Genomic DNA, 24,865 nt, shown 5'->3' with positions numbered 1-24,865 from the left:
CCGGAGGGTGCCTGCGCTACACGTCCGGTTTCCCACCGCAGGTGACTGGGTACGAGCGGTCAGGTGGCTTCCCCAGGCCACGGAAAGGAGGCTGACGTGGGTACCGACGCTTACCTCGCGTTCATCGCCCTGGGTCTGATCATGGTTGTGGCGGACGGTCAACTTCTCTATCACAGCGGGAAGCGCTACCTGTCCGACGTGGATTCCGACTCAGACGGTGACTCGATCTATTCGATGGCCAAGCTTGTCACCGTTTTGTTCCACCTCGTCATGTTCGGCTTCCTGGCATTGTTGTCTGTGCTGAGCTTCGACTTCGGCGGACATCCGGTCCGCGCTCTCATCGGAAATCTCGGCATTCTGCTGTTGCTGCTCGCGCTTGTGCACGCGGTGACGATGGCGGTCATGTCCCAGATGTACGATTCCCGCCTCACCGACGACCGGTACGTACGCCCGGCCCCGCGCACAGGCATCAGCACGAACATCCAGTTGCAGCGTGGTTCCGTGGTGGCACCCGTGCCCGGCCAGCAGGGCCGCGATCCTCGGATGAGTCCGCCGATCGAGGACCAGACGAACTGATCGCGGCGGGCGTCCTCGACCGCTCGGCTGTCGCCGGAGGCCACCGGAGACAGCCGAGAGGGCGTAGGTCGTGAGGTCGGTCAAGCCCACGCCCCAATGTTGCACACAGTAAGCTACTGATCGCTAATCGAATACGACTGAACGGGTGACATGCGACTACCGACCGCGTCATCGGTGGCCCGCGACCAGACGGCTCGGTTCGCCAACACCAGCAAGCCTGCCAGCATCAGGAAGTCCAGCACGAAGACCACTCGCTGAAGCAGGCCGACCGGCAGCGACAGCAATATCGACAGCGGCGCGAAGCCGAACGTGACCTTGTCGGAGAGGTAGCTGAGCCCGAACAGGGCGAGGGCGCCCAGCGCGATCCACACCAGGCACACGAGCATGCGGCGGGTGCGCTGAAGCTCGTCGACGTCCCGGATCTGGTCGAGCATGCTCACGGCCACGCCCGGTAACGACAGGAAGGCGAGCAGGCTCGCGTACTGGTGGATCAACCCGCTCGCCGGGTCGATCTCCGAGGTGTACGTCGCCGGGAACAGTGCGGCGGCCACCAGACCCGCGGCCGTGGTGATGATGAGGATGGTGGTCGTACGACTGACCCGCAGGCCGGACGAGAGCAGCGCGCCACGCACGGCGATCACACCGACGGCGAAGGACAGCAGGCTGACCTCCAGCATTCCTTGTCCGGCGTCGGTGAAGGCGTAGCGACTGACGGGGTCGAGGATCGGATCGAACGAACTCACCAGGTGCAGGATCGTCAGCAGGAACAGAGCCCAACCCAGTGCTGCGGCGGCCGCGAAAGTCCAGGTATGCACCCGGGCCGTGGCGGTCTCGGTGGATGCCGCTTTTGTCCCCAGTTGCCCCATGAGGACCAGTGTCTCTCAGTGATCAGGCATTGTCGTCAGGGTTTGACCCTGATTACTCCCTGGTCCACGGTGAAGTCGACCACGACGAGGGCCTGGTCGTCGTGTCGTTTCGAGCGAGGCCAGCGGCGGCAGTCGGCATCGGCGACCTCGGCGTCCCTGACGACGTCGAGCACGGCGTCGGCCCCGTTCTTCCGCGACAGTCGAAGCACATCGGGCCAGTCGAGCACGCGGTAGGTGTCGATCCCGGCCGAGACTCCATCGGTGGCGAGGACGGCCGCCTCGACGTCGCCTCGCGACCAACGGCGGCGCAACGCTTGAGTCGCGGCCTCAGGCACGGCCTCGGCGACCCAGAAGCCGCCCTCGCTATTGCGCAGACGGTCCACGTCGGCCCGGGTACGAAGGAGCCCCGCCGCGCGGAGCCGGTCGAGCCTGTCGTCGAGCAGGACCTCGGGGCCGTGAGCGGTGAACGCGACCACCGGACTGTCGGCCAGCACGAGCGCTTCCACGTACTCGGAACCCCAGCGCACCATCGCCACCGTGCTCGACGGCGAACAGCGCGGAGTGAGACCCTCCTCCGCGGCCACGGCGTCGATCGATGCGGAAAGCAGTGTGGTGAGGTCCTCGTCGGGCCGGCCCCGCAGCAGCGTTTCGAGTCGTTCGGCGAGACGCCGGGAGTACCAGCCGCCACTGGGCAGGCCTTCGCGTTGTTCGGTCGCTCCGTCGAGCACCACGGCGGTGTTGTCGGTGATCACGACGCGGTCCTCTGTAGGGCGTTCTCGGCCGTCCAGGCCCACGCCCGCACGTTCGGCTATGTCGATGCGGGGCACGGTTCGACCGTAGCGGTCGCCGGTGAACACCACCGAGCCGAAGGGCGGGCCGGACTCCCGGCGACACTCACCTCGCTCACCTCGCTCGCCTCGTACGCGGCGACCAGGTGACGTACGGCAGGAACAACTGGGTGAGCGGGCCGATCGCCAGCGCGTAGAGAACGGTGCCGACCCCGACCGTGCCGCCGAGCAACCAACCGGCGGCCAGCACGATCAGCTCGATGGCCGTACGCACCAACCGCACCGACCGACCCGTGCGCGCCGACAGGCCGGTCATGAGACCGTCCCTCGGCCCGGGGCCGAGCCGCGCCCCGACGTAGACGGCCGTGGCGAAACCGTTCAACACGATCCCGCCCAGCAACAACCCGATCTGCCACCCCAACTGGTGCGCATCGGGCAGCAACGCCCGCACCACATCCACGACCACGGCGATGACCACGACGTTGGCCACGGTGCCGACACCGGGACGCTGGCGCAGGGGAATCCACAACAACAGCACCAGCACGGCCGTCAACGCGGTCACCATGCCGAAGGTGAGCGTCGTACGGTCGGCCACGCCCTCGTGCAGCACGTCCCACGGATTCAGGCCCAGACCCGACCGGGTCATCATCGCCATACTCGTGCCGTAGCAGACCAGACCCGCGAACAACCGTGTCAACCGTGTCGCGGGAGCGGTGGTCACGGGGATCGGACTGAGTTCGACGGGAGTTCTCACCGAAGCCACCAGGCCACTATGACGAGTGCTCCGAACGCGTGAACAGGGCGGTCACGTAGCCGACGGGGGTGTTGTGCGACACATCCGGCGAGCCCGGGATGGGGAAAGCCGGTGCGCCGGATGCGATATAGGTCCGTCACTCCAGGGAAAGGACGGTGTGGCATCCGGCGCACCGGCTTGTGGCCGTGCCCGGGGGGAGGGCACGGATGCCGCAGGCCGTTCCCAGCATCGCCCCTCGCCATGCTGGGAAGGCCTATCGGCTCAAGTACGCATCGGTACGGGGTTTCCATCCGGCGCGGTGGACGGAAACCGCCGACGCGCACTCGTGAGCCTCGGTGTCACCACGGGGGCAACGCGGAGCCGAGGCCATGACCCGTCACGGCCGGGCGCGGTCGGCCGAGCGGGAAGAGTTGGATACACGGAACAACCTCTTGGTAAACAGCGGTCGGTGGAAGTGACCGTCACCGGTGACGTGCGTACAGCGACGCGTTTTCGCGCGCGACCGGCTACCCGGGGTCGATCAGTCGGGTGAGGTTGTCGGAAGTGCTGCTTCTTTGCCGGCACCGACGGTGTCTTGGTCCCGACTGGTGCCGAGCAGCCTTAGCTGGGTGAGCGTGGGGGTGTTGTTCAGGACGCTGTGCTCGCTGCGGTGTGTGTGCGAGTTGTCCTGGGACGAGGCCACGCTTGTCGACGGACCCGCGACGGACGCGGGAGCGGAGGGCGAGGGGGCGACGGGACCGAACGGACGTGACGGGTTCTCGTTCGCTCCCGTGTCGTCACTCGGGTGAGGCGGTGACCACGTGGGCACCGCCGCCTGCTGGTCGAGCTGGGTGGTGGAGACAGGAGTCGGGACAGCGGGGGCGGCCGGTGATTCGAGCTCAGGCTCGGCCGGTGTGAGGGGTTCGGCGCGAAGCTCGCCGGGCGGGGTGTCGTCGGGGCGGTCGACGTCCGGTTCCAGGCCGATGAGGTCGTCGAGGTCGTCGAGCCCACCCGGAAGCGGGGGCAGCCTGAGTTCGGGGAGGGTTTCCCCTAGCCCGGGACCGACGTCGGGCAGGTGCGCCGGCATGTCGACGACGTTCTCGATCGCGTCGTCGAGCGGACCGGTGATCTGCGGCAGCGACTCGACCAACATCCCGGTGAGGCTGCTGGTGGTGTGGACGGTGGTGTGGACGAGCTCGGACGTGGTGGCCAGGAGGGTGTCGGCGGTCGCCTGTAGCAGCTGGGAGCCGAAGGGCCTGCGCTCCGCCGGTTCCTCGGTCTCCTCGGCATCTTCGGAATCCTCAGAACCCTCCGGCTTCGCCGATTCGGTGTCCTCGGTGGCCTCGGCGTCTTCCGAGGTCTCCGGGTTCCCTGCCTGCTCGGAGGTCTCGGGGAGCTCCGTCGAGTCCGATTCCTTCGCCGCCTGCTCCGCCGCTTCCGCGGGCTGGATCGTCTCGGCGGGCAGGGTCGGGCCGGTGCTGTCGGTGGCAGGATCGTCCGAGGTGGTGTCGTGGTCGCCGACCGGGCTGGTGCCGGGGTCGGTAGCGGGCGTTCCGTTCTCGGTGTCGGCGAGTTCGTCGAGGCAGGAGGTGAGGTCGGAGCGGTCCCGAGGGCCGTTCGCCGTGGCTTCGTCGGCGCAGGCGGCGGAGGTGTCGTGCGCCAGGTCGGTACCCGACGTCTCCTCGGCCGAGGCGGAGCCGGCCAGTAGCGCCGAGACGACCCATCCGCCGACGGCGAGACCGAGCACCAGAAGCAGTCGACGCAGGGCGGAGGACAGCAGGCTGTGGCGGCGCGCGTCGGTCGGAAAGACCGCGAAGGCCGCAGGCCTCACCGCTACCACCACCTGTCGTGTCCTCGTATGCGTGTTGTTACTTCCGGTCTACCGCTGGTAGCGAGATCACGATCGCGTTCCGGCTACCCCGAGACTGCTATTTTTAGCACTCCGGACGAGTGTTTCACCCCGTCGGTGTGCGATCCGCCCCGGACGGCGCAACCTATGACAAGGTACGCAACCGCTGAATCACTTCGTCGAGCACCTCCTCTCGTTTACAGAAAGCAAAACGAAGCAAATGATTCCACTCTTTTGGGTGATCGGTGAACACGCTGACGGGTACTGTTGCGACTCCAATTGATTCTGGTAGGCGCCAGGCGAGTTCCTCCGCATTGGTGAATCCGAGTGGCCTAACGTCCGCACAGACGAAATAAGTGCCCGCGCTCGGCCGTACGGCGAAGCCCGCATCGGCCAGTCCGGCGCTCAACCGGTCGCGCTTGCCCTGCAACGACTCGCGTAGCGACTCGACCCACGGCAGTTCGTGCCGCAGCGCATGCGCGACCGCGGGCTGGAGCGGGCCGCCCGAGACGAAAGTGAGGAATTGTTTCGCCGCCCGTACGGCCGAGGTGAGTTCCGGTGTCGCGCAGACCCAGCCGATCTTCCATCCGGTGCAGTTGAACGTCTTGCCCGCGCTGGAGATCGTCACGGTGCGGGAGGACATCCCCGGGAAACCGGCCAGCGGCAGATGTTCGGCGCCGTCGAAGATCAAATGCTCGTACACCTCGTCGGTGATGGCGATCAAGTCGTGTTCGACGCATACTTCCGCGAGTCCGGCCAACTCCGCGCGTGTGAACACGGTTCCCGTCGGATTGTGCGGGGAGTTGACGAGAACGGCTTTCGTTCTCGGTCCGATGGCGTCGCGCACGGCGTCGAGATCGAGTGCGAAACGGTCGCCGTCGGAGACCAGCGGCACCACGCGCCGGGTGGCACCCGCCATCGCCACCGCGGCGGCGTAGGAGTCGTAGTAGGGCTCGATGACGATCACCTCGTCGCCGGGGCCCGCCAGTGCGAGCAGGCTCGCGGCGATGGCTTCCGTGGCACCGGCCGTGACGAGGATCTCCCGTTCCGGGTCGTATTCGGTGCCGTAGCGCAGGCGGTGGGCGGCGATGGCTTCACGCAGTTCGGGACGCCCGGGACCCGGTGGATACTGGTTCGCGCCGCCGAACAGGGCGTTTCGTGCCGCATCCAGCATGCCGTCGGGGCCGTCGGTGTCCGGGAAACCCTGCCCCAGGTTGATGGCCGAGGTTCGATTCGCCAGCGCCGTCATCTCGGCGAAGATCGTGGAGGTGAACGGCCGCAGGCGTTCGACGAGTACAGGTTCACGCACGAGAAACCATCCTTGAGGACAATCGCGACATGGAGCAAACGAGGTCCGCTGTGGCCCCTGTGGGGCGGTCGGCTCGACCGGACGCGCGAGAGCGCGATGAGGCCAAACGGCGAGACCTACGCAGGATGAAGCTCGTCGCGCTGTCCTTCCTGCTCGGCGCGACGGTGATCTTCCTGTTGACCAGCTGGGCACAGTCCGCGGGATGGCCCGCGTGGGTCGGCTACGTGCGTGCCGCGGCCGAGGCGGGCATGGTGGGCGCGCTCGCCGACTGGTTCGCGGTCACGGCGTTGTTCCGGCATCCCCTGGGGCTGAAGATTCCGCACACGGCGATCATCCCGAACAAGAAGGACGTGCTCGGTAACAGTCTCGGTGACTTCGTGGGCGCGAACTTCTTGTCGGAGAACGTGGTGCGGGACAAGTTGCGCCGGGTCGAGACGTCGAGACGGGTCGGGGAGTGGCTCGCCCGGCCCGAGAACGCCGAGCGCGTCACCGCGGAATTGGCGACCGTGGTGCGGGGCGCCGTGACCGTGTTGCGCGACGAGGACGTGCAGGCCGTCATGGAGCAGGCGGTCGTGCGCCGGGTCGTGGACAAGGAGTGGGGGCCGCCGCTGGGCAAGCTGTTGCAGCAGGTGTTGACCGACGGCGCGCATCACCGTCTGGTGGATCTCGTGGTGGACAGGGCGTACGAATGGGTGCGCGAGAACCACGACACGGTGTTGCGGGTGGTGTCGGACCGGGCGCCGTCGTGGTCGCCGCGGTTCGTCGACACGATGCTCGCCGACAAGGTTTACGGCGAGGTGCTGTCGTTCGCGTGGGCGGTGAAGACGGACGTCAACCACCCCATGCGTCTGGCGGTGGACCGGTTCCTCACCGAGTTCGCGCAGGACCTGCAGGCCGACCCGGACACGATGGCGAGGGCCGAGACGGTCAAGCAGCAGCTGGTGGAGCACCCCGAGGTCCGCAAGATCATCGACTCGGCGTGGTCCACGACGAAGGACATGCTGCTGACCGCGGCGGAGGATCCGTCGAGCGAGTTGAGGAGACGTGTCTTCACCGGCTTGGCCTCGCTCGGGCAGCGGTTGCAGACCGACCCGGCGTTGTCGGGGAAGGTGGACAACTGGGTCGAGAGTGCGGCGGCGTACGTGGTGACGCGTTATTCGCGGGAAATCACCACGATCATCACCGACACGGTCGAGCGGTGGGACGCCGAGGAGACTTCGCGCAAAATCGAACTCCAGGTGGGGCGGGATCTCCAGTTCATCCGGATCAACGGAACGGTGGTCGGCGCGTTGGCGGGGCTGGTGATCTATTCGGTCGCGCAGGTTCTGTTCTGACGCCTTACCTACTCGCCGGTATCCATTCCGCGGGGTGAAGTTATCCACAGTTTGGGGGTTATCCACGGAGTTATCCACAGGCTTACTCCATATGAGTGATGTGGACGGTTGTGGATTTGTGAATGGCTGCCCGGAGTTTTGCTTTGCCCACCGCGGCCCGACCATCCGAACCGGCCGGGGCGTGTTCCACGATCGGGTGGAAACTGCGTAGCCTGTCGCTCGTGATCTGTCCTAAGTGCCAGAACGTGATGACGACGGTGGACAAGAACGGCGTTCACATCGAGCAGTGCGGTGGTTGCCGAGGCATCTTCCTGGATCGGGGCGAACTCGAACAGATCGTGAGCGCGGAGAGCTCCTTCTACAGCTCCGCGCCTCCGCCGCCCTACAGCCCGACCTCCCAGCCACCGCCCGCGCCGCCTGCCGCACCGCCGGCCGCGCCACATGCCGCGCCACCACCCACCCAGCGCTACGGCCAGGGTGCCTACTACGGCGACTCGCCCAGGCCCTATCGGGGCGGTGGTTACTACAACGACTCGCCCAGGCCTTACCAGGGCGGTTACTACGGCGACTCGCCCAGGCCGTACGGCGGGCACCGGCGCAGGCGTAGCTTCCTGGAAAGCCTGTTCGACTGACCCCGAACGTGCTCGATCTCAAGATCTGTCCGGCTTGTGGTGATCGGGCGCGACGGCCGGTCGTGGAGGAGGGGCGGCTGGTCTGCGCGGTGTGCGGTCATCGCGCCGCGTTCCGCCGGCTGCCCCTGCTCGCATTGACCGGTCCCAGCGCGGGAGGCAAGTCCACGGTGGGGCCCGAGCTCGCTCGCAGGCTGGCGAGCGAGGTGGTGGTGTTGGAGCAGGACGTCCTGTGGACGGGCGGCCTGCGCGACGATGTCGACGGCCATCCGACTTTCCGGTCGACGTGGTTGCGGATGGCGGCGATGATCCACCAGAGCGGGCGGCCGGTGGTGTTGTGCGGAACGGTGGTCCCGCCCGAATTCGAGCCGCTGCCGGAGCGGATGTTCTTCACCGATATCCACTACCTGGCGCTCGTGGCCGACCCGGACGTGCTGGCCCGGCGTCTGCGGGCCCGTCCGGCCTGGCGGGGCTGGGACGAACCGCGCATCGCGGAGATGTTGGAGTTCGCCGAGTGGTTGCGCCGTGAGGCGGCGACGATGTCCCCACCCGTCGAGTTGTTCGATACCACCGATGTGCCGTTGGTCGAATCGGTCGATCACGCCGAGCGTTGGGTGCGCCGTGTTCTCGCTGCGCACCGGGACGCCGAAGCCGCCCGATCGGGTGCTAGCTGAGTGCTTGCAGGAGTTAGCACTCGGGCGTACGGTCGAAATGGAGGAGGTGTCCGGCGTCATGGCACAGACATCGACGACACCGACGACACCGACGCGGGACGATCACGACGACCACGACGACAACTCGTCGACCACCGAGGCCGCTGAGGCAACCGAGTCGGACGGCCCGATGGAGCGAGTCGCCGGCCTGGGCAGGGACATCGGCGCCTACATCCGGCAACAACGCAACAACGCCGAGATCTCGTTGCGGCAGCTCGCGAAACTTGCCGGGGTTTCCAATCCGTATCTCAGCCAGATCGAACGGGGACTGCGCAGACCCAGCGCCGAGATCCTTCAGCAGATCGCCAAGGGGCTGCGTATCTCCGCCGAGACCCTGTACGTCCAGGCGGGGATTCTCGACCGCCCCGTCGGCGGCCCCGTGGTCGACGCCGTCCGCGCCGACACCTCGCTGACCGAACGACAGAAGCAGGTGCTGCTCGACGTGTACGAGTCGTTCCTTCGGGAGAACCGAGGGAAGGAGACCGTGGGTGAGCGGCACCCCGATCAGGACCACAGGGAGTGAGTCACGATGGAGACCACACGAACCGAGGACGTCCGCAAGGTGGTGAACACGGCGAAGGAGCAGGTCAGGACATCGCTGCTGGCGGCGTTGGGGGCGAGCAGCCTGGCCGGGCGGGCCGTGGCGGACACCGTGGCCAAGGCGAAGACACGCGTCAACTCCAGTAGCGAGGCGGCGAAGAAGAACGTCGAGGAGCTGCCGGCTGAGCTGGAGGAACTCCGCGGTCGACTCGAACCCGCCGAGCTGCGCAAGACCCTGGACGAATACACCGACGCGGCGTTGAAGCTCTACCGCCGACTGGCCGCTTCGGGCGAGCAGACGTGGGGCGAAGTGGTGGAGCCCCAGGTCAAGCGCGGTATCGAGCAGATCGAGGAGGCTCTGCGCGCGGCGCAGCAGCGGGTGGACGGTGCCGCCACGGACGCACGTGAGCGGGTCGATGAGATGGTCAAGCTGCTTATGCGTCGGGGCCACGAGGATCAGGAAGCCGACGCGTCCTCGGGTGTCTCGGACGAGTCCACCGAAAAGCCCGGCCCGGTCAAGGCCGAGTCGGTCGAGTCGATCGGGGTCGTCGAGGCCGCCAGGTCAGCCCGCGAGAAGGTGATGAGGCCCGGCACCAGCCGCACCGTGACGTCCACAGAGCAGCGGAACAACGGCACTCGGAGCAAGGGAGACACTACTGGCAGTAACTGACCGGTGTGCGGTGATGTGTTTCGCTGGCTCTCGGCCCTGCCTGCGTCCTGACGTAGGCTGGAATCGTGCCGCTTTTCGCATACTGGATCGTCTTGGTCATCGACTGGGCGGGCGTGCTCGTCGGCCTTCTCGCCTTCGTGCACGCCGTGACACAGAGAGCCGACGCATTCACGGCGGCTGATCGGTTGAGCAAGCCGGCGTGGATGGCCATCACGGGCGGTGCGACCCTCGCGATGCTGTTGTTCCAGTTCTACGGTGCGGGCATGATCTTCTGGCTCGCCGCGCTCGTCGCCAGCCTCGTCTACGTCGTGGACGTGCGGCCGAAACTCATCGAGGTCCAGCGAGGCGGATCCAACTGGTGGTAAAGCCTGTCGGTAAGGCGCCGGCAACAAAACAGGGGGTGAGCGTTTGAGTAACTGGAGCATCGCGGGGACGCTGATGCCTGTCCCGGTCTCCGAGCGGCGTGATCTGGTGGCCGAGCCCGTGGCCGACGCCTTGGAGTCGGTCGACGGCCCGGTGGCCGTGGTGGAGATCGACCCTGACCTGGCCGACACCGCTGAGTTCTGCGAGGCGTATTCGTCACCGCTGTCGGCCTCGGCCAACTGCGTGGTCGTCTCCGGTAAGCGCGCGGGCGAGGTCCGCTACGCCGCCGCGCTCGTGCTCGCCACCACGCGCGCCGACGTCAACAACGTGATCCGCCGCAGGTTGGACGTGCGGAAGGCGTCGTTCGCCCCCATGGAGGAGGCGGTGGAACTCACCGGCATGGCCTACGGCGGTATCACGCCGATCGGTTTGCCTTCCGACTGGCCGATCCTCATCGACCAGGCCGTGGCTTCTGCGCCGGAAGTGGTTGTCGGCAGCGGCATCCGGGGTAGCAAGGTGTTGGTCACCGGCGCGGCGTTGGCGAAGCTGCCCGGCGCCGAGGTGATCGACGGACTCGCCAAGTGAGTGCGAGCCGACACAGCGGAATCGCAGAAAGGTATGGGCTGGATGGGAAGGGTCACGGCCACGGCCGAGCGGAGCGTCGACGCGCCCGCCGAGAAAGTGCGGGAGAAGCTCGCCGACTATCGCGAAGTCCGGCCCCGCATCCTCACGGAGGAGTACCGCGACTACACCCTCGTGGAGGGCGGTGACGGCGAGGGAACGGTGGCGCGCTGGAAGTTGCAGGCCACGTCGAAACGTGTGCGCGACGTCCACGCCACGGTGAGCGAGCCGCAGCCGGGCACGCTCGTGGAGACCGACACGAACTCCAGCATGGTCACCACTTGGACGGTGCGGCCCGAGGGCGATCGCAGTGTGGTGCGGGTGGAGACCACGTGGCAGGGCGCGAGTGGCATCGGTGGTTTCTTCGAGAGGATCTTCGCGCCCAAGGGATTGCAGCGGATCTACGACGGCGTGCTGAGCAAGCTCGCCGAGGAAGTGCGGGGTAATTGATGGCGGCGACGGAAGTTCGGCTCGCGGCTCGTCCGGAGGGGATGCCGACCCCGGACAACTTCGAGATCGTCGACGTGGAGGTGCCGAAGCCGGGTGCTGGGCAGATCCTTGTCCGGAACACGTGGATGTCGGTGGACCCGTACATGCGGGGCCGGATGAGCTCGGCGAAGTCGTATGTGGCGCCGTTCCAGGTGGGCGAGGTCATGGACGGCGGTGCGATCGGTGAGGTCGTCGAGTCGAACACCGATGAGTTCGCCGTCGGTGACGTGGTGCTGCACGGTCTCGGCTGGCGTACGCACGCCGTGCTCGACCCGGCCCACGCGCGCAAGCTCGATCCCGCTGCCGCGCCGGTGCAGGCGCACCTGAGTGTGCTGGGGATGCCCGGCTTGACCGCGTACGCCGGGTTGTTCGACGTGGCGAAGATGCGTGAGGGCGACACGGTGTTCGTGTCCGGTGCGGCCGGGGCCGTGGGTTCGCTGGTCGGCCAGCTCGCCAAGCTGCGCGGTGCCAAGCGGGTCATCGGCAGCGCCGGTTCGGCGGAGAAGGTGCGGTGGCTGCGTGACGAGCTGGGCTTCGACGCCGCGTTCAACTACAAGGACGGCCCGGTACGGGAGCAACTGCGCCAGGCCGCACCCGACGGTGTGGACGTGTACTTCGACAACGTCGGTGGCGAGCATCTCGAAGCGGCCATCGGCGCGCTGAACGTGCACGGCCGGATCGCGGTGTGCGGCATGATCTCCCAGTACAACGCCACCGAGCCGACGCCGGCGCCACGCAACCTGGCACAGATCATCGCCAAGCGCTTCACCATGCGCGGGTTCCTGGTCGGCGACCACGAGCAGTTGCGGCCGACGTTTCTGGACGAGGTCTCGCCGTTGGTGCGGGACGGCAAGATCGTCTACAAGGAGACCGTGGTGGACGGTATCCGGCAGGCGCCCCAGGCGTTCCTCGACCTGCTCGCGGGCGGTAACACGGGCAAGATGCTCGTCCGGTTGTGACGGTTGTGACGGCGGGGCATCTGGAGCGCCCCGTTTCGTCTCAGCTTTCCGGGTACCGGGTGAGATAGCCGCCCATGGAGCGGAAGAAATCGGTGGCGGCGTGTTCAACGCCGTCATCGGTGCGTAGACGTTCGATCGCCAGGCCGGGGTTGCGTCCGTATCGCGCGTCCGCTCCCGCGACGATGACCACGCCGTCGCCTTCCCTGATGAAGACCCGGCCCGGGGTGCCGCCGTAGGACCGTTCCGTCACGAACGCCTCAGTGATCCTGATGCGCTGGTCGCGGTAGTAGGTGAAGGCGTTCGGGTAGGGGTCCGACTGGGCGCGGATCAGCCGCTCGATGTCCTCGGCGGGCCAGGCCCAGTCGATGCGGCTGTCCTCGATGGAACGTTTGTGGAAGAAGCTGGCCTTGCTCCGGTCCTGGGGCACGGGGTTGGCACGGCCGGAGGCGATGAGTTCGAGCGACTCCGACACCAAAGGTTCGATGAGGTCCACCGTCTTGTGGAACAGGTCGGTGGCGGTGTCCCGCGGGCCGACTTCGACGGCCCGTTGCAGCAGGATGGGCCCGGCGTCGAGTTCGTCGTCCATCATGTGGGCGGTGACGCCGACTTCCTTCTCGCCGTTCAGCAGTGCCCAGATGATCGGGGAGAAGCCCGCGTAGGCCGGGAGCAGGGAGTCGTGCACGTTGAGCGTGCCGTGTTCGGGCAGGCGGAAGATCTCCGGTGGGATCCAGGTGCGCCAGTTGTTGGCGACGATGAGGTCGAGTTCCAGTTCGGCGAGTCGGTCGGCGAGTGCCTGGTCGGGACGGTTGCGCAGCACCACTTCGACGCCGTGTTCCGTCGCGAGGTCCGCCACGGAGTCCGCCCAGATGCGTTCGTAGGCGTGGTCGGACTGTGGGTGGGTGACGACGAGCGCCACGTCGTGTTCGGATTCCAGCAGTGCCCGCAGGGTTCGGTGCCCCCAGGTCTGGTAGCCGAACATCGCGATCCGCATCGTCCCTCCCAGGCTGTCGACGGCAAGCGGGCCTAGTTAAGCAAGCCTTGCCTAAGTTCGCAAGGCGGTGCGGCTAGGGAAAAGATCACCGAATGGGGCTAACTAAGGCTTGGCTAACTTAGGTTAGGGTTCCCTGAGTTCGGAGTTCACCGACCGCGATGGGACACGTATGTCGACAGTGCTGCGAGATGAGGGACCGGTCTACGACCTCCTCGGCGTGGGATTCGGACCATCCAACTTGGCTCTCGCCATCGCCGTGTCCGAACACAACGCCGCCTCGCGAGGTCCGTGTTTGAACGTCCGGTTCCTCGAGCGCCAGAAGACGTTCGGCTGGCACCGCGGGATGTTGATCGACGACGCCACCATGCAGGTGTCGTTTTTGAAGGACCTGGTCACCATGCGCAACCCGGCCAGCGACTTCAGCTTCCTGTGCTACCTGCACGAGCGGGGCAGGTTGGCCGACTTCATCAATCACAAGACGCTGTTCCCGCTGCGGATAGAGTTCCACGACTACTTCTGCTGGGCGGCCGAGCGGGTCGGCGACCTGGTGCGGTACGACACCGAGGTGACGGCCGTGCGTCCCGTGGTGGACGGTGCCGAGATCGCGTGTTTCGAGGTGCACACGAGCGCCGGCAAAGTGTACACCGCGCGCAATCTGGCCATGGCCACCGGCCTGGTCCCCTCGCTGCCCGAAGGGATCGCCGAGTCGGAACGCGTGTGGCACAACAGCGATTTGCTGTACAAAGTGGATGGCTTGGCCTCGGCGTCGCGGTTCGTCGTGCTGGGAGCGGGGCAGAGCGCCGCCGAGACCACCGCGCTGCTGCACGACCGCTTCCCCGACGCCGAGGTGTGCGCGGTGTTCTCGCGGTCAGGCTACAGCCCTTCCGATGACAGTCCCTTCGCCAACCGAGTCTTCGACCCGGAAACCGTGGACGAGTTCCACGACGCGCCGCCCGAGGTCCGCAAGCGGATCCTGGACTACCACTCCAACACCAATTACTCGGTGGTCGATCTCGATCTGATCGAGGAGCTCTACCGCCGGCACTACCGCGAGAAGGTGCTGGGAGTCGAGCGGCTTCGTATCTTCCGCACCTCGCGGATCACAGAACTGGCCGAGACCGACTCCGCCGTGCGCGTCACGGTGGAATCGCTGACCACGGGCACGCACACGGTGCTCGACGCCGACGCCCTCGTCTGCGCCACCGGTTATCGGCCCAGTGAAGTGACGACACTGCTCGGTGACGCCGCGTCGATCTGTCGCCGGGACGACGAGGGCAGGCCGCTCGTGGCGCGGGACTACCGGCTGCTCACCACGCCGGACTCCGGTGCCGCCGTGTACGTCCAGGGCGGTTCGACCGAGCACACCCACGGCATCACGTCGTCTCTGTTGTCGAACAACGCCGTGCGAGCGCAGGAGATCCTCGACTCGGTCGTGGCCCGGGTTTCCGAGACGAAAGGGGGAGAGCCCGGGCCCGGAACCACCGATTCCGAGGGGCGGTCCGCCTACGCCCACGAAATCGTCGGCATGGCCGGTTGACGAAAAGCGGCGGGCGGGGGCGGACGAGGAAGACACGGAAGGCACCACGAAGGAAGGGAAGCGACTGTGACGAACCCGTTCGACGATCCCGAGGGGCGGTTCTACGTGCTTGTGAACGACGAGGAGCAGCACTCGCTGTGGCCGTCGTTCGTCGACGTGCCCGGCGGCTGGCGCGTGGTGTTCGGCGAGGACACCAGGCAGGCCTGCCTGGACTACGTGGAAGAACACTGGACGGATCTGCGTCCGGCGAGTCTGCGGGCCGTCGAGGGCTGAAGAAGGCCTGAGAAGGATGTGGGGACTGGCTCTTCGGCCTCGGAGAATGTGTCGAGGCGCCGAGCCGGAATGCCGGGCCGGAATGCCGAGCCGAATGCACGGGACCGCGTGAACGGCGGAATGGTGTAGCTTACTGTTTTGAGTTCCGAGGCGTTCGTTCGGTTAGCCTTACCTTATGTCGATTGCCGCGCCCGAGACTGCGTCCGAGCACGCCGTTTCCGTCCGGCGGTCGGCGCACGCGCTGCGGGCGTTGGGGCTGCTGGCCGCCGTGCTCGCTCTCGCGTTCGTCGCGTTGCTCAGCGTCTGGCTCGGCTCCAAGGACATTCCGTTCACCGAGACCTGGAACGTCCTGCTGGACGGTTCCGGCGACTCCGACGCAGCCATCATCATCCACGACTATCGGATTCCCCGGACCCTGCTCGGAATCATGGTGGGGGCCGCGTTGGGGCTGGCCGGGGCGTTGATGCAGGCGTTGACCCGCAACCCCTTGGCCGAACCCGGGATCCTCGGGGTCAACACGGGCGCGTCGACGGGCATGGTCGTGGCCATCGCCTTCCTGGGCATCACCTCCGTGGTCGGCTACGTGTGGTTCGCGCTGGTAGGGGCCGCGGTGGCCTCGTTCGTCGTCTACGTGCTCGGTGCCACGGGACGCGGAGCGGCCAGCCCCGAGCGGCTGGTTCTGGCGGGGGCGGCGCTCACCGCGGTGCTGTACGCGTTCAACACGGCGGTGCTGCTGTCGGACACCGAGGCCTACGACGAGTACCGGTTCTGGATGGTCGGCTCACTCGCGGGCCGCTACTACGACGTGCTGATGCCGCTGCTGCCGTTCGTGGTCGTCGGCGTGGTCATCGCGTTGCCGCTGGTGCGGTCGTTGAACGCGCTGGCTATGGGCGACGACCTCGGCAGGGCCCTCGGTTCCCACCCGAACCGCACCCGGGTGCTCGGGGCGATCGCGGTGACCCTGTTGTGCGGGTCGGCGACGGCGGCGATCGGTCCGGTCGCGTTCGTGGGGTTGGCGGTGCCGCACGCGGCTCGACTGCTGGTGGGCCCGGACCAACGTTGGGTGCTGCCGTACTCGCTGGTGCTCGCGCCGCTGCTGCTGGTGGGCTCGGACGTGATCGGCCGCGTGATCGCGTCCCCGGGCGAGGTGCAGGTCGGCATCGTCACCGCGGTGATCGGGGTGCCCGTGTTCTGTGCTCTGTGCCGACGGCGGAGGCTGGCCAGCCTGTGAGTGACGACATCATGACCCGGACCTCGACGACCCGGCCCGTCACCGGCAGAGTGCTGCGGACCCGTCGCGAGACCGTCGCCCTGCGGGTGGCACCGCGCACCGTGTTCGTGGGCGCCGCGCTGACGCTCGCTCTGCTCGTCACGATGGCGATCACGTTGACCACGGGTGAGTACGAACTGTCCGTGGCCGAGGTGCTCGCCGCGATCACCGGCCAGGGCGAGGGTGCCGCCGACTTCATCGTCAACACACTGCGCCTGCCCCGGTTGCTCACGGCGCTGTTCGTGGGCGCGGCGCTGGCGGTCAGCGGTGCGATCCTGCAGAGCCTCACCCACAACCCGCTCGGCAGCCCGGACTTCATCGGCTTCACCAACGGCGCGTCCACCGGCGCTTTGATGGTGATCATCGCCGTCGGTGGGAGCATGACGCAGGTCGCGGTCGGCGCGCTGGTCGGCGGCATCGTGACGTCGGTGCTCATCTACGCGTTGTCGTACCGGCGGGGCGTGCAGGGCTATCGCTTCGTGCTCATGGGTGTCGGCATCAACGCCCTGGCCCTGTCGGTGAACTCCTATCTGATCACCAGGGCGGACATCTACGACGCCGTGAGCGCCCAGGCGTGGCTGGTGGGCAGCGTGAACGGCCGCGACTGGGACCATGTCGCCGTCTCCGGCCTGGCGTTGGCGGTCCTGTTGCCGCTGGCTCTCGGGCAAGCCCGCGCGCTGTCGATGCTGGAGCTCGGTGACCACACGGCCACCGCGCTCGGTGTCGGGGTGCAGCGCAGCAGGGCCGTCCTCATCGTGGCGAGCGTGCTGCTGGCGGGGTTCGCCACCGCCGCCGCGGGCCCGATCTGGTTCGTCGCGCTCGCGGCGCCGCAGCTCGCGCGGAGACTGACGCGCTCGCCGAACCCGGGACTGGTCACGTCGGCGCTGATGGGCGGGTTGCTGCTCACCGTGGGTGATTTGGCGATGCAACGACTGTTCCCCGCCGCGCAACTTCCCGTGGGCACGGCCACGGGGTGCCTCGGCGGGCTGTACCTGATGTGGCTGTTGGCGTCCGAGTGGCGCGGGAAGGGCAGGTACGCGTGACTGGGAAAAGCAGCGACGGAAGCGCGAGCAGCAGGCTCCGCGCCGAGGGCCTCACCCTCGCCTACGACGACAGCGTCGTGGCCCGCGACCTCGGGGTCACCGTGCCGGATGGGTCGTTCACCGTGATCGTGGGACCGAACGCGTGCGGCAAGTCAACGCTGCTCAAAGCGCTCGCCCGGATGTTGAAGCCGAGCACGGGCACGGTGTACCTCGACGGGCAGGCCATCACCAGCTACCGCTCGCGCGAGGTGGCGCGGAGACTCGGACTGCTGCCGCAGAGTTCCATCGCCCCCAGCGGCATCACCGTCGGCGACCTGGTGGCCCGGGGCCGGTACCCCCACCAGAAACTGTTGCGGCAATGGTCGTCGGAGGACGAGGCCGTGGTGGTGGAGGCCATGAGCCGCACGGGCGTGGCCGATCTCGCCGACCGTCTCGTCGACGAGCTCTCCGGCGGCCAGCGGCAGCGCGTGTGGTTGGCGATGGTGCTCGCACAACAGACACCCATCCTGTTGCTCGACGAGCCGACCACGTTCCTCGACATCGCCCACCAGATCGAGGTGCTGGAGCTGTGCGCCGACCTCAACGCCGACTCCGGCCACACCCTGGTGGCGGTGCTGCACGACCTGAATCAGGCGTGCCGCTACGCCACGAACCTGATCGTGCTCGCACCGGGTGGGCGCATCGCCGCGCAGGGCGACCCGAGCGAGATCGTCACGGCCGAGTTGATCGCCGACGTGTTCGGGCTGCCCTGTCGGATCATGGACGACCCCGAGACGGGGACGCCGATGATCGTGCCCGCCGCACGGCGCCGTTCGAGTCCGAAGAACTCGAAGGACTCGAACGACGAGAAGGACGAGAAGGACTCAGAGGACCACGGTGCGGTTGCCGTGCACGAGCACGCGCCTCTCTAGGTGCCACCGCAGCCCCCGAGCCAGCGTGACCTTCTCGATGTCGCGGCCCTTGCGCACCATGTCCGACACCGTGTCGCGGTGATCGACGCGGATGACGTCCTGCTCGATGATCGGCCCCGCGTCGAGGTCGGGAGTGACGTAGTGGCAGGTGGCGCCCACGAGCTTCACGCCTCGCGCGTACGCCTGGTGGTAGGGGCGTGCGCCGATGAACGACGGCAGGAAGCTGTGGTGGATGTTGATGGCCCTGCCGGCCCACGCCTCGCACAGTTCGGGCGGCAGGATGCGCATGAACCGGGCGAGTACCACGGCGTGCGGATCGTGCTCGTCGACCAGCTTGGCGATCTGGTCGAACGCGTTCGCGCCGTCACCGTCGAAGGGGACGTGGTGGAACGGGATACCGTGCGCCTGGGTGATGTCGGAAAGCACGTCGTGGTTGCCGATGACGGCGCGCACGTCGGCGTCGAGCTCGCCGGACGCGACTCGGCCCAGCAGGTCGTACAGGCAGTGACCTTCCTTCGACACCAGGATCACCACTCGGGGACGTTGTCCGGTGTCGTCCACGCTCCAGTCGGTCTCCGAACCCAGTGACCGCGCCACGCCGGCGAAGCGGGCTCGCAGCTCGTCGATGTCGAACGGAACGGAGTCGGCCTTCACCGCCTGGCGGGTGAAGAACCAGCCCGTGTCCGGGTCGGTGTGGTAGGCGGCCTCGACGATCCATCCGCCGATCTCGGCGAGGAACGAGGAGATGCGGGAGACGATCCCCTTGCGGTCGGGACAGCCGAAGGTGATGACGTACTGGCGCTCGTGCACGGTAAGACATTCTCCCTGGTCACCGTGGCGTCGTACACGGTGCTCCCGCCGGGAGTGACGAGAGAGACGTCGGACGGCGTGTGTCGGTGAGTGACCGGTTTCAGTGCGCGAGCCACTGCGTCGTGAAATGGGCTTCGAGTTCGAGTAGTCTCGTCACCTGGTCCGCGACGAAACTTTCGATCCTGCCGCCGATGAGGGGAATCCGCACGGCCACCTCGCCGCGCGTGGTTTGCACGCATCCCTCGGCGTTCGATGAGAGCTCGACGTCGGCCGTGATCCGGCCGGGCACGTCGGAAACTCCCACGGTGATCGTCCCGGTGCGGCGGTCGCCCAGGACGGTCCAGACGTGCTCGCGTCGCACGATCAGGTCACCGGAATGGAGGTTTCGCACCAGCGAAGGCAGCTTGTCGGCGGCGATGCCCTGGATCAGCGTGTACCGGGCACCGTGCTCCGTCACCTCATGGCCGCGCAGCTCGGCGTGCGCGCCTCCGATCTGCTCCAGCCGTGCACGCAGGGCCCGCTCGCCGGTCTGGGCGTCGTAGACGTCGGCGACGTCGTGCGCGAACGTGGCACGGTGCTCGATACGGGTGGCCATGCGAGGGACAGTACCGTTTGAAGGCGTGAGCATTGTCGAAACGGTCGGTCGGAAATCGCTGCGTGAGTACACCACTCTGCGGCTCGGTGGGCCCGCGCGGCGGTTCGTCGTGGCCGAGACCGCCGACGACCTCGTCTCTTCCGTGCGGGAGCTCGACGACGCGGGTGAGCCCGTGCTGCTCGTCGGCGGTGGCTCGAACCTCGTCATCGGCGACGACGGCTTCGACGGCACGGTCGTGCGCATCGCCACCACGGGGTGGAGCGACGACTTCCGTACGGCGGCCGCCGGCCAGGACTGGGATGCCTACGTGGCGGCCACGGTGTCGGCGGGACTCGGCGGGGTGGAGTGCCTGTCGGGCATTCCGGGCTGTGCGGGTGCGACGCCCATCCAGAACGTCGGCGCGTACGGGTGTGAGGTCAGCCAGGTCGTCGAATCGATCGAGCTGTACGACCGCCGTGCCCGCGAGGTACGGACGGTCCCGGCCGACGAGCTCGGGTTCGCCTACCGCACCAGCGTGCTCAAGGGCACCGACTCCGGTGTGGTGTTGTCCGTACGGTTCCGCCTGTTCGACGACGGCCTGTCGGTTCCCGTCCGCTACGCCGAGCTGGCCCGCACCCTCGGGGTGGAGATCGGCACCAGGGTGCCCGTGTCCGAAGCGCGGGCCGCGGTGCTCGCCCTGCGGCGAGGCAAGGGCATGGTTCTCGACGCGCAGGACCACGACACGTGGAGTGCGGGCTCGTTCTTCACCAACCCGATCGTGACCGAGGCGGACCTGCCGCGGGTGTTGGAACGGATCGCCGAGGTGGTCGGGGAGGACGCGGCTGTGCCGCGGTATCCCGCCGACGACGGGGTGAAACTGTCGGCGGCGTGGCTCATCGAACGCGCCGGGTTCACCAAGGGACACCCCGGGCCCGGTGGCCGCGTGTCGCTTTCCACCAAGCACACGCTGGCGCTCACCAACCGAGGCGGGGCCACCACCGCCGACCTGCTGGCCCTGGCGAGGCAGGTGCGCGACGGTGTGTACGAGCGGTTCGGGGTCGAACTGCGGCCCGAGCCGCTGCTGGTGAACTGCGCGCTCTAGCAGTGGTGGCCGTCCGGGTCACTCCCGGTGCACTCGACTGCCGCTGTACTGCGCTCTCGGCTTGAGCACGATCTGGTCGAGGTTGACGTGCGAGGGTCGCGTGGCGGCGAAGGCGATCACCTCGGCGACGTCCTCGGCCGTCAGTGGCGTCAACCCCTCGTAGACCTTGGCCGCGCGTTCGGTGTCGCCTTCGAACCGGTTGATCGAGAAGTCGGTCTCCACCATCCCCGGAATGATCTCGGTCAGGCGCAGCGGGTCACCGAGATGTTCCGAACGCAACGTCCGGTGCAGTGCCGACTGGGCGTGCTTGGCGGAGGTGTACCCCGCGCCGCCGTCGTAGGTCTCGTGACCCGCGATGGACGTCACGGTGATGACGTGCCCGTCACCGGAGGCCAGCAGTTTCGGCAGCAACGCCTTGGTGACCCGGAGCGTGCCCAGCACGTTGGCCTCCCACATCCACCGCCAGCGCTCCTCGTCCGCGTGTTCGACGCGGTCGAGGCCCCGCGCACCACCGGCGTTGTTGACCAGCACGTGGCACTCCGGAATCCGCTCGGCGAAAGACGTCACCGACTCGGCGTCGGTCACGTCGAGTCGGTGCGCGGTGCCGGACAGTTCCTCGGCGAGTGGCTGGAGTTTCTCCAGGCGTCGTGCGCCGAGGACGACGTGGAATCCGGCGGCTGCTAGAGCGCGTGCGGTCGCCGCGCCGATACCGGCGCTTGCCCCTGTGATGACTGCCGTTCGGGTGCTCATGTCCCCCGATGCTGCCAGGTAATGTAAACATGCTCGTCGGCGGTGCACGGGCGTGCGGTGACTCGAAAGGACCCGAAAGGGGATTGACGAGGCGGATGAGGTCGGAAGTCGTCGGTGCGTCTGGTGTCCGGTTGGGGGTACGGGTCGACGGCGAACTCGACGCTCCCGCCATCGTGTTCGTCCACGGTTGGGCCCAGTCGGCCCGGGCATGGGATCTTCAGTTCGCCGATCCACGGTTGCGTGAGCGTTTCCGGCTGCTGGCCCTCGATCTGCGTGGGCACGGTGTTTCCGAGACGCCCGAGGAAGACTACGACGATCCCACGGTGTGGGCGGACGATCTCGCCGCGGTGCTCGAGGTGGCCGGGCCGGACGCGGTGGTGGTGGGCTGGTCGTACGGCGGTCTGGTGATCACCGACTATCTGCGGGTCCACGGTACGCGTGGGTTGGCCGGCATCGTGTTCGCCGGTGCGATCACCGAGATCGGCAAAGGTCGTCCCGGGGGCCGGGTGGGCTCCGCGATGTCGGCGGCACTGCCCGACGCGCTCTCCGGCGATCTCGATGTCGCCCTGCCCGCGTTGCGGACGTTGGCCACCGGCATGGCCGCCGGACCTGTCCCCGGACACGTCTCTCAGGCCCTGTTGGGCGCGAGCCTCGCCGTGCCACCGAGGGTGCGCAAAGCGTTGTTCCGCCGTGACGTCGACAGCGCCGACGTGCTCGCCGCCGTCGACGTACCCACGCTCGTGCTGCACGGCACCGAGGACGCCGTCGTGGACGTCTCCGCGGGCGAGTACACGGCCGGGAAGATTGCGGGGGCGGCCACGCGTTGGTGGGAGGGAGTAGGGCATCTGCCGTTCGTCGAGTCCTCCCACGAATTCGGCACCACACTGAGGTGGTTCGCCGAACAGGCCGTCGACGGCGCAGTCGGCCGAGCAGAAAGGTGAAGCGGTGACGAACTCCGGCTACCGGGTGGCCACCTGGCCACGCCGGGTCGCGGTGCTGTCCGTCCACACCTCACCGTTGGAGCAACCGGGCACCAAGGACGCGGGCGGTATGAACGTCTACATCTCGCAGACGGCCGTGGAGATGGCCCGCCGCGGAGTGAGCGTCGAGGTGTTCACGCGCGCCACGTCGTCCGATCAGCCACCGGCGGTGGAACTCGTTCCCGGAGTGCTCGTCCGCCATATCCCCGCGGGCCCGTTCGAACCGCTGGAGCGTGGTGAGCTGCCGTCCCAGCTGTGTGCCTTCACCTCGGGTGTGCTGCGCACGGAGGCGTTCCAGGAGCCGGGTTACTACGACCTCATCCACTCGCACTACTGGTTGTCGGGACAGGTCGGCTGGTTGGCCCGGGATCGCTGGGGAGTGCCGCTGGTCCACACCGCCCACACGTTGGCCAAGGTCAAAAATGCCGCTCTCGCCTCGGGTGACACGCCCGAGCCGCGCACGCGCGTGATCGGTGAGGAACAGGTGGTGGCCGAGGCCGACCGGCTGGTGGTGAACACCGAGGTGGAGGCCGATCAGCTCGTGCGGTTGTACGACGCCGATCCCGATGCCGTGCGCACGGCATCGCCCGGGGTGGATCTGGAACGGTTTCGGCCGGGAAGTCAGGCCGAGGCCAGAGCCGCGCTCGGCATCCCCGCCGACGCGGTGGTGTTCGCGTTCGCGGGGCGTATCCAGCCGTTGAAGGCTCCCGACGTGTTGCTGCGTGCCGCCGCCGCGCTCGTGCGACGTGACCCCGCGCTGCGGCGGCGGCTGGTGGTTCTCGTCGCGGGCGGTCCGTCGGGTACAGGGCTGGAACAGCCCAGGTTGCTGATGGATCTCGCCGCGGGATTGGGTATCGACGACGTCACACGTTTCCTGCCCCCGCAGGGCGGCCGGGACCTGGTGAACGTCTACCGCGCCGCCGACGCTGTGGCGGTGCCGAGCCACAACGAGTCTTTCGGGCTCGTGGCGTTGGAAGCGCAGGCGTGTGGAACACCCGTGGTGGCGGCGCGGGTGGGAGGCCTGCCGGTGGCGGTCGACGACGGGGTGTCGGGTCTGTTGGTTCCCACACACGACACGGAGGACTGGGCCGACGCTCTCGCCCGGGTCGCCCTGCGTACCGGGGTGCGGGCGACGTTGTCGCGCGGCGCGCGGGAACACGCACAGCGGTTCTCCTGGCAGCGCACCACCGACGCGTTGTTGGACATCTACCGGGAGGCCATGAGGGCCTTCCGCGGCACGGCACTGGAGGTGGCGGTGTGAGCGCCGGCAACGGCCGGGAGGAGTTCCATCGCGTCGACGAGGTGATCGCCTCGACGCTGGACGCGTCAGGGTTGGAATACAACCGTCGCCGTGAGGGCGTGTATTTCGTCACTCTGCCCGGAGTGAAGAAACTGCAGACCAACTGTTGGTTCATCGCGCGCGAGCATTCGCTGGCCGTGGAGGCGTTCGTGTGCAGGCGCCCCGACGAGGCGCACGAGGATGTCTACCGATTCCTGTTGCGCCGCAACGCGAAGTTGTACGGGGTGCACTACACCATCGACGCGGTCGGCGACATCTACCTCGCCGGCAGGTTCGGCCTGGACACGGTCACCGAGGCCGAAGTGGACAAGGTGCTCGGCCAGATCCTGGAAGCGGCCGACGGTGACTTCAACACGCTGCTGGAGCTCGGTTTCGCGACGTCGATCCGCAGGGAGTGGGACTGGCGGGTGTCGCGAGGCGAGTCGCTGGCGAACCTGAAGGCGTTCGAGCATCTGGTGCGCCCCGAGACGCCTCACACTCCGGGTTCACTCATGTCCGACTAGACAGGACGGATGTCACACCGGGAACCGGAGCGCGGTTCTGCACGTTGCAGAAGGTGAGAGGTCCGAGAGGACACCGCATCGACACGCGCTGTGTGCTCTGTACCCGTGCTGTGTGTCGCGGGGCGGCTCGAGGGAGGGGGGAGGCGCGAACTCGAGCCGCCCCGCTGACTGTCCCGCCGCATTGGACCCGGTGGCGAGGGGGATGCCAACGGGGCCGGCGGGTCGCAGCTCGGCAGGGGGAAGACGAGCTGCGTCTGTGCCCGCTTTCGGCCGGGGAGTGCGTGGTGACCGACCGAGCGGGTTGTAGTCAACTTGTCAGACTCGGGGCTGTAATCACAAGACTACCCAGTCCCTCGTTCGGGTGAAATTCGCCCCTATCGTT

Annotated in this window: 28 protein-coding genes; 19 read left to right on the top strand and 9 right to left on the bottom strand. The window is 67.6% G+C overall.

All coding sequences use genetic code 11. The features are described from left to right. Positions 1 to 96 precede the first annotated feature (96 nt). Positions 97 to 576, top strand: coding sequence for a hypothetical protein (locus M7H19_RS02785; protein ID WP_298176729.1), 480 nt, complete (start codon positions 97 to 99; stop codon positions 574 to 576). A 113-nt stretch (positions 577 to 689) separates the two neighbouring features. Here the strand turns inward: M7H19_RS02785 and M7H19_RS02780 are convergent, their stop codons facing one another. The 5 genes from M7H19_RS02780 to M7H19_RS02760 form a co-directional block, all read right to left on the bottom strand. Further along, positions 690 to 1,442, bottom strand: a complete 753-nt coding sequence (locus tag M7H19_RS02780; protein WP_298176727.1) for a DUF998 domain-containing protein — start codon at positions 1,440 to 1,442, stop codon at positions 690 to 692. A 35-nt stretch (positions 1,443 to 1,477) separates the two neighbouring features. Continuing rightward, a complete protein-coding gene (locus M7H19_RS02775) occupies positions 1,478 to 2,269 on the bottom strand; it encodes a protein phosphatase 2C domain-containing protein (protein ID WP_298176725.1) in 792 nt (263 codons plus the stop codon). A gap of 76 nt (positions 2,270 to 2,345) precedes the next feature. Beyond that, positions 2,346 to 2,984, bottom strand: coding sequence for a hypothetical protein (locus M7H19_RS02770; protein WP_298176796.1), 639 nt, complete (start codon positions 2,982 to 2,984; stop codon positions 2,346 to 2,348). A 520-nt stretch (positions 2,985 to 3,504) separates the two neighbouring features. Then, the gene (locus tag M7H19_RS02765; RefSeq protein ID WP_298176724.1) at positions 3,505 to 4,806 is read right to left on the bottom strand and encodes a hypothetical protein; all 1,302 of its coding nucleotides are present in this window, start codon (positions 4,804 to 4,806) and stop codon (positions 3,505 to 3,507) included. Positions 4,807 to 4,957: 151 nt separating this feature from the next. After that, positions 4,958 to 6,121, bottom strand: a complete 1,164-nt coding sequence (locus tag M7H19_RS02760) for a pyridoxal phosphate-dependent aminotransferase (RefSeq protein WP_298176722.1) — start codon at positions 6,119 to 6,121, stop codon at positions 4,958 to 4,960. Between the two features lie 29 nt (positions 6,122 to 6,150). On the opposite strand from M7H19_RS02760, the gene M7H19_RS02755 reads away from it, so the two are divergent. The 9 genes from M7H19_RS02755 to M7H19_RS02715 all read left to right on the top strand — a co-directional run bounded on the left by M7H19_RS02755 (position 6,151) and on the right by M7H19_RS02715 (position 12,439). Beyond that, complete coding sequence (locus M7H19_RS02755) at positions 6,151 to 7,455, top strand: DUF445 family protein (protein WP_298176720.1); 1,305 nt, start codon at positions 6,151 to 6,153, stop codon at positions 7,453 to 7,455. A 221-nt stretch (positions 7,456 to 7,676) separates the two neighbouring features. After that, positions 7,677 to 8,087, top strand: coding sequence for a zf-TFIIB domain-containing protein (locus tag M7H19_RS02750; protein WP_298176718.1), 411 nt, complete (start codon positions 7,677 to 7,679; stop codon positions 8,085 to 8,087). 8 nt (positions 8,088 to 8,095) lie between these two features. After that, positions 8,096 to 8,758, top strand: coding sequence for an AAA family ATPase (locus M7H19_RS02745; RefSeq protein ID WP_298176716.1), 663 nt, complete (start codon positions 8,096 to 8,098; stop codon positions 8,756 to 8,758). A 169-nt stretch (positions 8,759 to 8,927) separates the two neighbouring features. After that, positions 8,928 to 9,320 carry a helix-turn-helix transcriptional regulator gene (locus tag M7H19_RS02740; protein ID WP_298176794.1) on the top strand — a complete coding sequence of 131 codons (393 nt, stop codon included), beginning with the start codon at positions 8,928 to 8,930 and terminating at the stop codon, positions 9,318 to 9,320. Positions 9,321 to 9,326: 6 nt separating this feature from the next. Next, positions 9,327 to 10,007 carry a hypothetical protein gene (locus M7H19_RS02735; protein WP_298176715.1) on the top strand — a complete coding sequence of 227 codons (681 nt, stop codon included), beginning with the start codon at positions 9,327 to 9,329 and terminating at the stop codon, positions 10,005 to 10,007. A gap of 65 nt (positions 10,008 to 10,072) precedes the next feature. After that, the gene (locus tag M7H19_RS02730) at positions 10,073 to 10,372 is read left to right on the top strand and encodes a DUF2516 family protein (protein ID WP_298176713.1); all 300 of its coding nucleotides are present in this window, start codon (positions 10,073 to 10,075) and stop codon (positions 10,370 to 10,372) included. 43 nt (positions 10,373 to 10,415) lie between these two features. Beyond that, positions 10,416 to 10,955, top strand: a complete 540-nt coding sequence (locus M7H19_RS02725; RefSeq protein WP_298176711.1) for a YbaK/EbsC family protein — start codon at positions 10,416 to 10,418, stop codon at positions 10,953 to 10,955. Positions 10,956 to 10,997: 42 nt separating this feature from the next. Continuing rightward, complete coding sequence (locus M7H19_RS02720) at positions 10,998 to 11,441, top strand: SRPBCC family protein (protein WP_298176709.1); 444 nt, start codon at positions 10,998 to 11,000, stop codon at positions 11,439 to 11,441. Next, positions 11,441 to 12,439, top strand: coding sequence for an NADP-dependent oxidoreductase (locus tag M7H19_RS02715; RefSeq protein ID WP_298176706.1), 999 nt, complete (start codon positions 11,441 to 11,443; stop codon positions 12,437 to 12,439). The genes M7H19_RS02720 and M7H19_RS02715 overlap by 1 nt, the downstream gene beginning before the upstream one ends. Before the next feature lie 40 nt (positions 12,440 to 12,479). On the opposite strand, the gene M7H19_RS02710 is transcribed toward M7H19_RS02715, so the two are convergent. Beyond that, on the bottom strand, positions 12,480 to 13,430 hold the full coding sequence (locus tag M7H19_RS02710) for a methionyl-tRNA formyltransferase (protein WP_298176703.1): 951 nt from the start codon (positions 13,428 to 13,430) through the stop codon (positions 12,480 to 12,482). Positions 13,431 to 13,599: 169 nt separating this feature from the next. Between M7H19_RS02710 and M7H19_RS02705 the strand changes: the two genes are divergently transcribed. From M7H19_RS02705 to M7H19_RS02685, 5 genes are all read left to right on the top strand, one after another. Then, the gene (locus M7H19_RS02705; RefSeq protein WP_298176701.1) at positions 13,600 to 14,967 is read left to right on the top strand and encodes a lysine N(6)-hydroxylase/L-ornithine N(5)-oxygenase family protein; all 1,368 of its coding nucleotides are present in this window, start codon (positions 13,600 to 13,602) and stop codon (positions 14,965 to 14,967) included. 66 nt (positions 14,968 to 15,033) lie between these two features. Next, the gene (locus M7H19_RS02700) at positions 15,034 to 15,240 is read left to right on the top strand and encodes an MbtH family protein (RefSeq protein ID WP_298176697.1); all 207 of its coding nucleotides are present in this window, start codon (positions 15,034 to 15,036) and stop codon (positions 15,238 to 15,240) included. A 175-nt stretch (positions 15,241 to 15,415) separates the two neighbouring features. Continuing rightward, positions 15,416 to 16,471: an iron chelate uptake ABC transporter family permease subunit gene (locus M7H19_RS02695; RefSeq protein WP_298176694.1), complete on the top strand. Its 1,056-nt coding sequence runs from the start codon at positions 15,416 to 15,418 to the stop codon at positions 16,469 to 16,471. 11 nt (positions 16,472 to 16,482) lie between these two features. Next, entirely contained in the window at positions 16,483 to 17,553 is a 1,071-nt protein-coding gene (locus tag M7H19_RS02690) for an iron chelate uptake ABC transporter family permease subunit (RefSeq protein WP_298176792.1), read from the top strand. After that, positions 17,550 to 18,464, top strand: coding sequence for an ABC transporter ATP-binding protein (locus M7H19_RS02685; RefSeq protein ID WP_298176692.1), 915 nt, complete (start codon positions 17,550 to 17,552; stop codon positions 18,462 to 18,464). The genes M7H19_RS02690 and M7H19_RS02685 overlap by 4 nt, the downstream gene beginning before the upstream one ends. Here the strand turns inward: M7H19_RS02685 and purU are convergent. Both purU and M7H19_RS02675 read right to left on the bottom strand, forming a co-directional pair. Beyond that, complete coding sequence (gene purU / locus M7H19_RS02680) at positions 18,417 to 19,274, bottom strand: formyltetrahydrofolate deformylase (protein WP_298176689.1); 858 nt, start codon at positions 19,272 to 19,274, stop codon at positions 18,417 to 18,419. The two genes, M7H19_RS02685 and purU, sit on opposite strands and share 48 nt — an antisense overlap. A gap of 100 nt (positions 19,275 to 19,374) precedes the next feature. Then, positions 19,375 to 19,869, bottom strand: coding sequence for a DUF2505 domain-containing protein (locus M7H19_RS02675; RefSeq protein WP_298176688.1), 495 nt, complete (start codon positions 19,867 to 19,869; stop codon positions 19,375 to 19,377). Between the two features lie 25 nt (positions 19,870 to 19,894). On the opposite strand from M7H19_RS02675, the gene M7H19_RS02670 reads away from it, so the two are divergent. Continuing rightward, positions 19,895 to 20,950 carry a UDP-N-acetylmuramate dehydrogenase gene (locus M7H19_RS02670; protein ID WP_298176685.1) on the top strand — a complete coding sequence of 352 codons (1,056 nt, stop codon included), beginning with the start codon at positions 19,895 to 19,897 and terminating at the stop codon, positions 20,948 to 20,950. An 18-nt stretch (positions 20,951 to 20,968) separates the two neighbouring features. Here the strand turns inward: M7H19_RS02670 and M7H19_RS02665 are convergent, their stop codons facing one another. Next, positions 20,969 to 21,700: an SDR family NAD(P)-dependent oxidoreductase gene (locus M7H19_RS02665; RefSeq protein ID WP_298176682.1), complete on the bottom strand. Its 732-nt coding sequence runs from the start codon at positions 21,698 to 21,700 to the stop codon at positions 20,969 to 20,971. A 95-nt stretch (positions 21,701 to 21,795) separates the two neighbouring features. On the opposite strand from M7H19_RS02665, the gene M7H19_RS02660 reads away from it, so the two are divergent. Genes M7H19_RS02660 through M7H19_RS02650 form a run of 3 tightly spaced genes read left to right on the top strand, consistent with a single transcriptional unit; the run spans position 21,796 to position 24,483 of the window. Beyond that, positions 21,796 to 22,641: an alpha/beta hydrolase gene (locus M7H19_RS02660; RefSeq protein ID WP_298176679.1), complete on the top strand. Its 846-nt coding sequence runs from the start codon at positions 21,796 to 21,798 to the stop codon at positions 22,639 to 22,641. Positions 22,642 to 22,645: 4 nt separating this feature from the next. Next, positions 22,646 to 23,941, top strand: a complete 1,296-nt coding sequence (mshA, locus tag M7H19_RS02655; protein ID WP_298176676.1) for a D-inositol-3-phosphate glycosyltransferase — start codon at positions 22,646 to 22,648, stop codon at positions 23,939 to 23,941. Then, positions 23,938 to 24,483, top strand: coding sequence for a YbjN domain-containing protein (locus M7H19_RS02650; protein ID WP_298176672.1), 546 nt, complete (start codon positions 23,938 to 23,940; stop codon positions 24,481 to 24,483). The genes mshA and M7H19_RS02650 overlap by 4 nt, the downstream gene beginning before the upstream one ends. Positions 24,484 to 24,865 lie beyond the last annotated feature (382 nt).

Source organism: Saccharomonospora sp. (genome assembly GCF_027317685.1).
GTDB lineage: Bacteria > Actinomycetota > Actinomycetes > Mycobacteriales > Pseudonocardiaceae > Saccharomonospora.
Note: the sequence above shows the minus strand (reverse complement) of the source record. Positions and strands in the feature narration are given on the sequence as shown.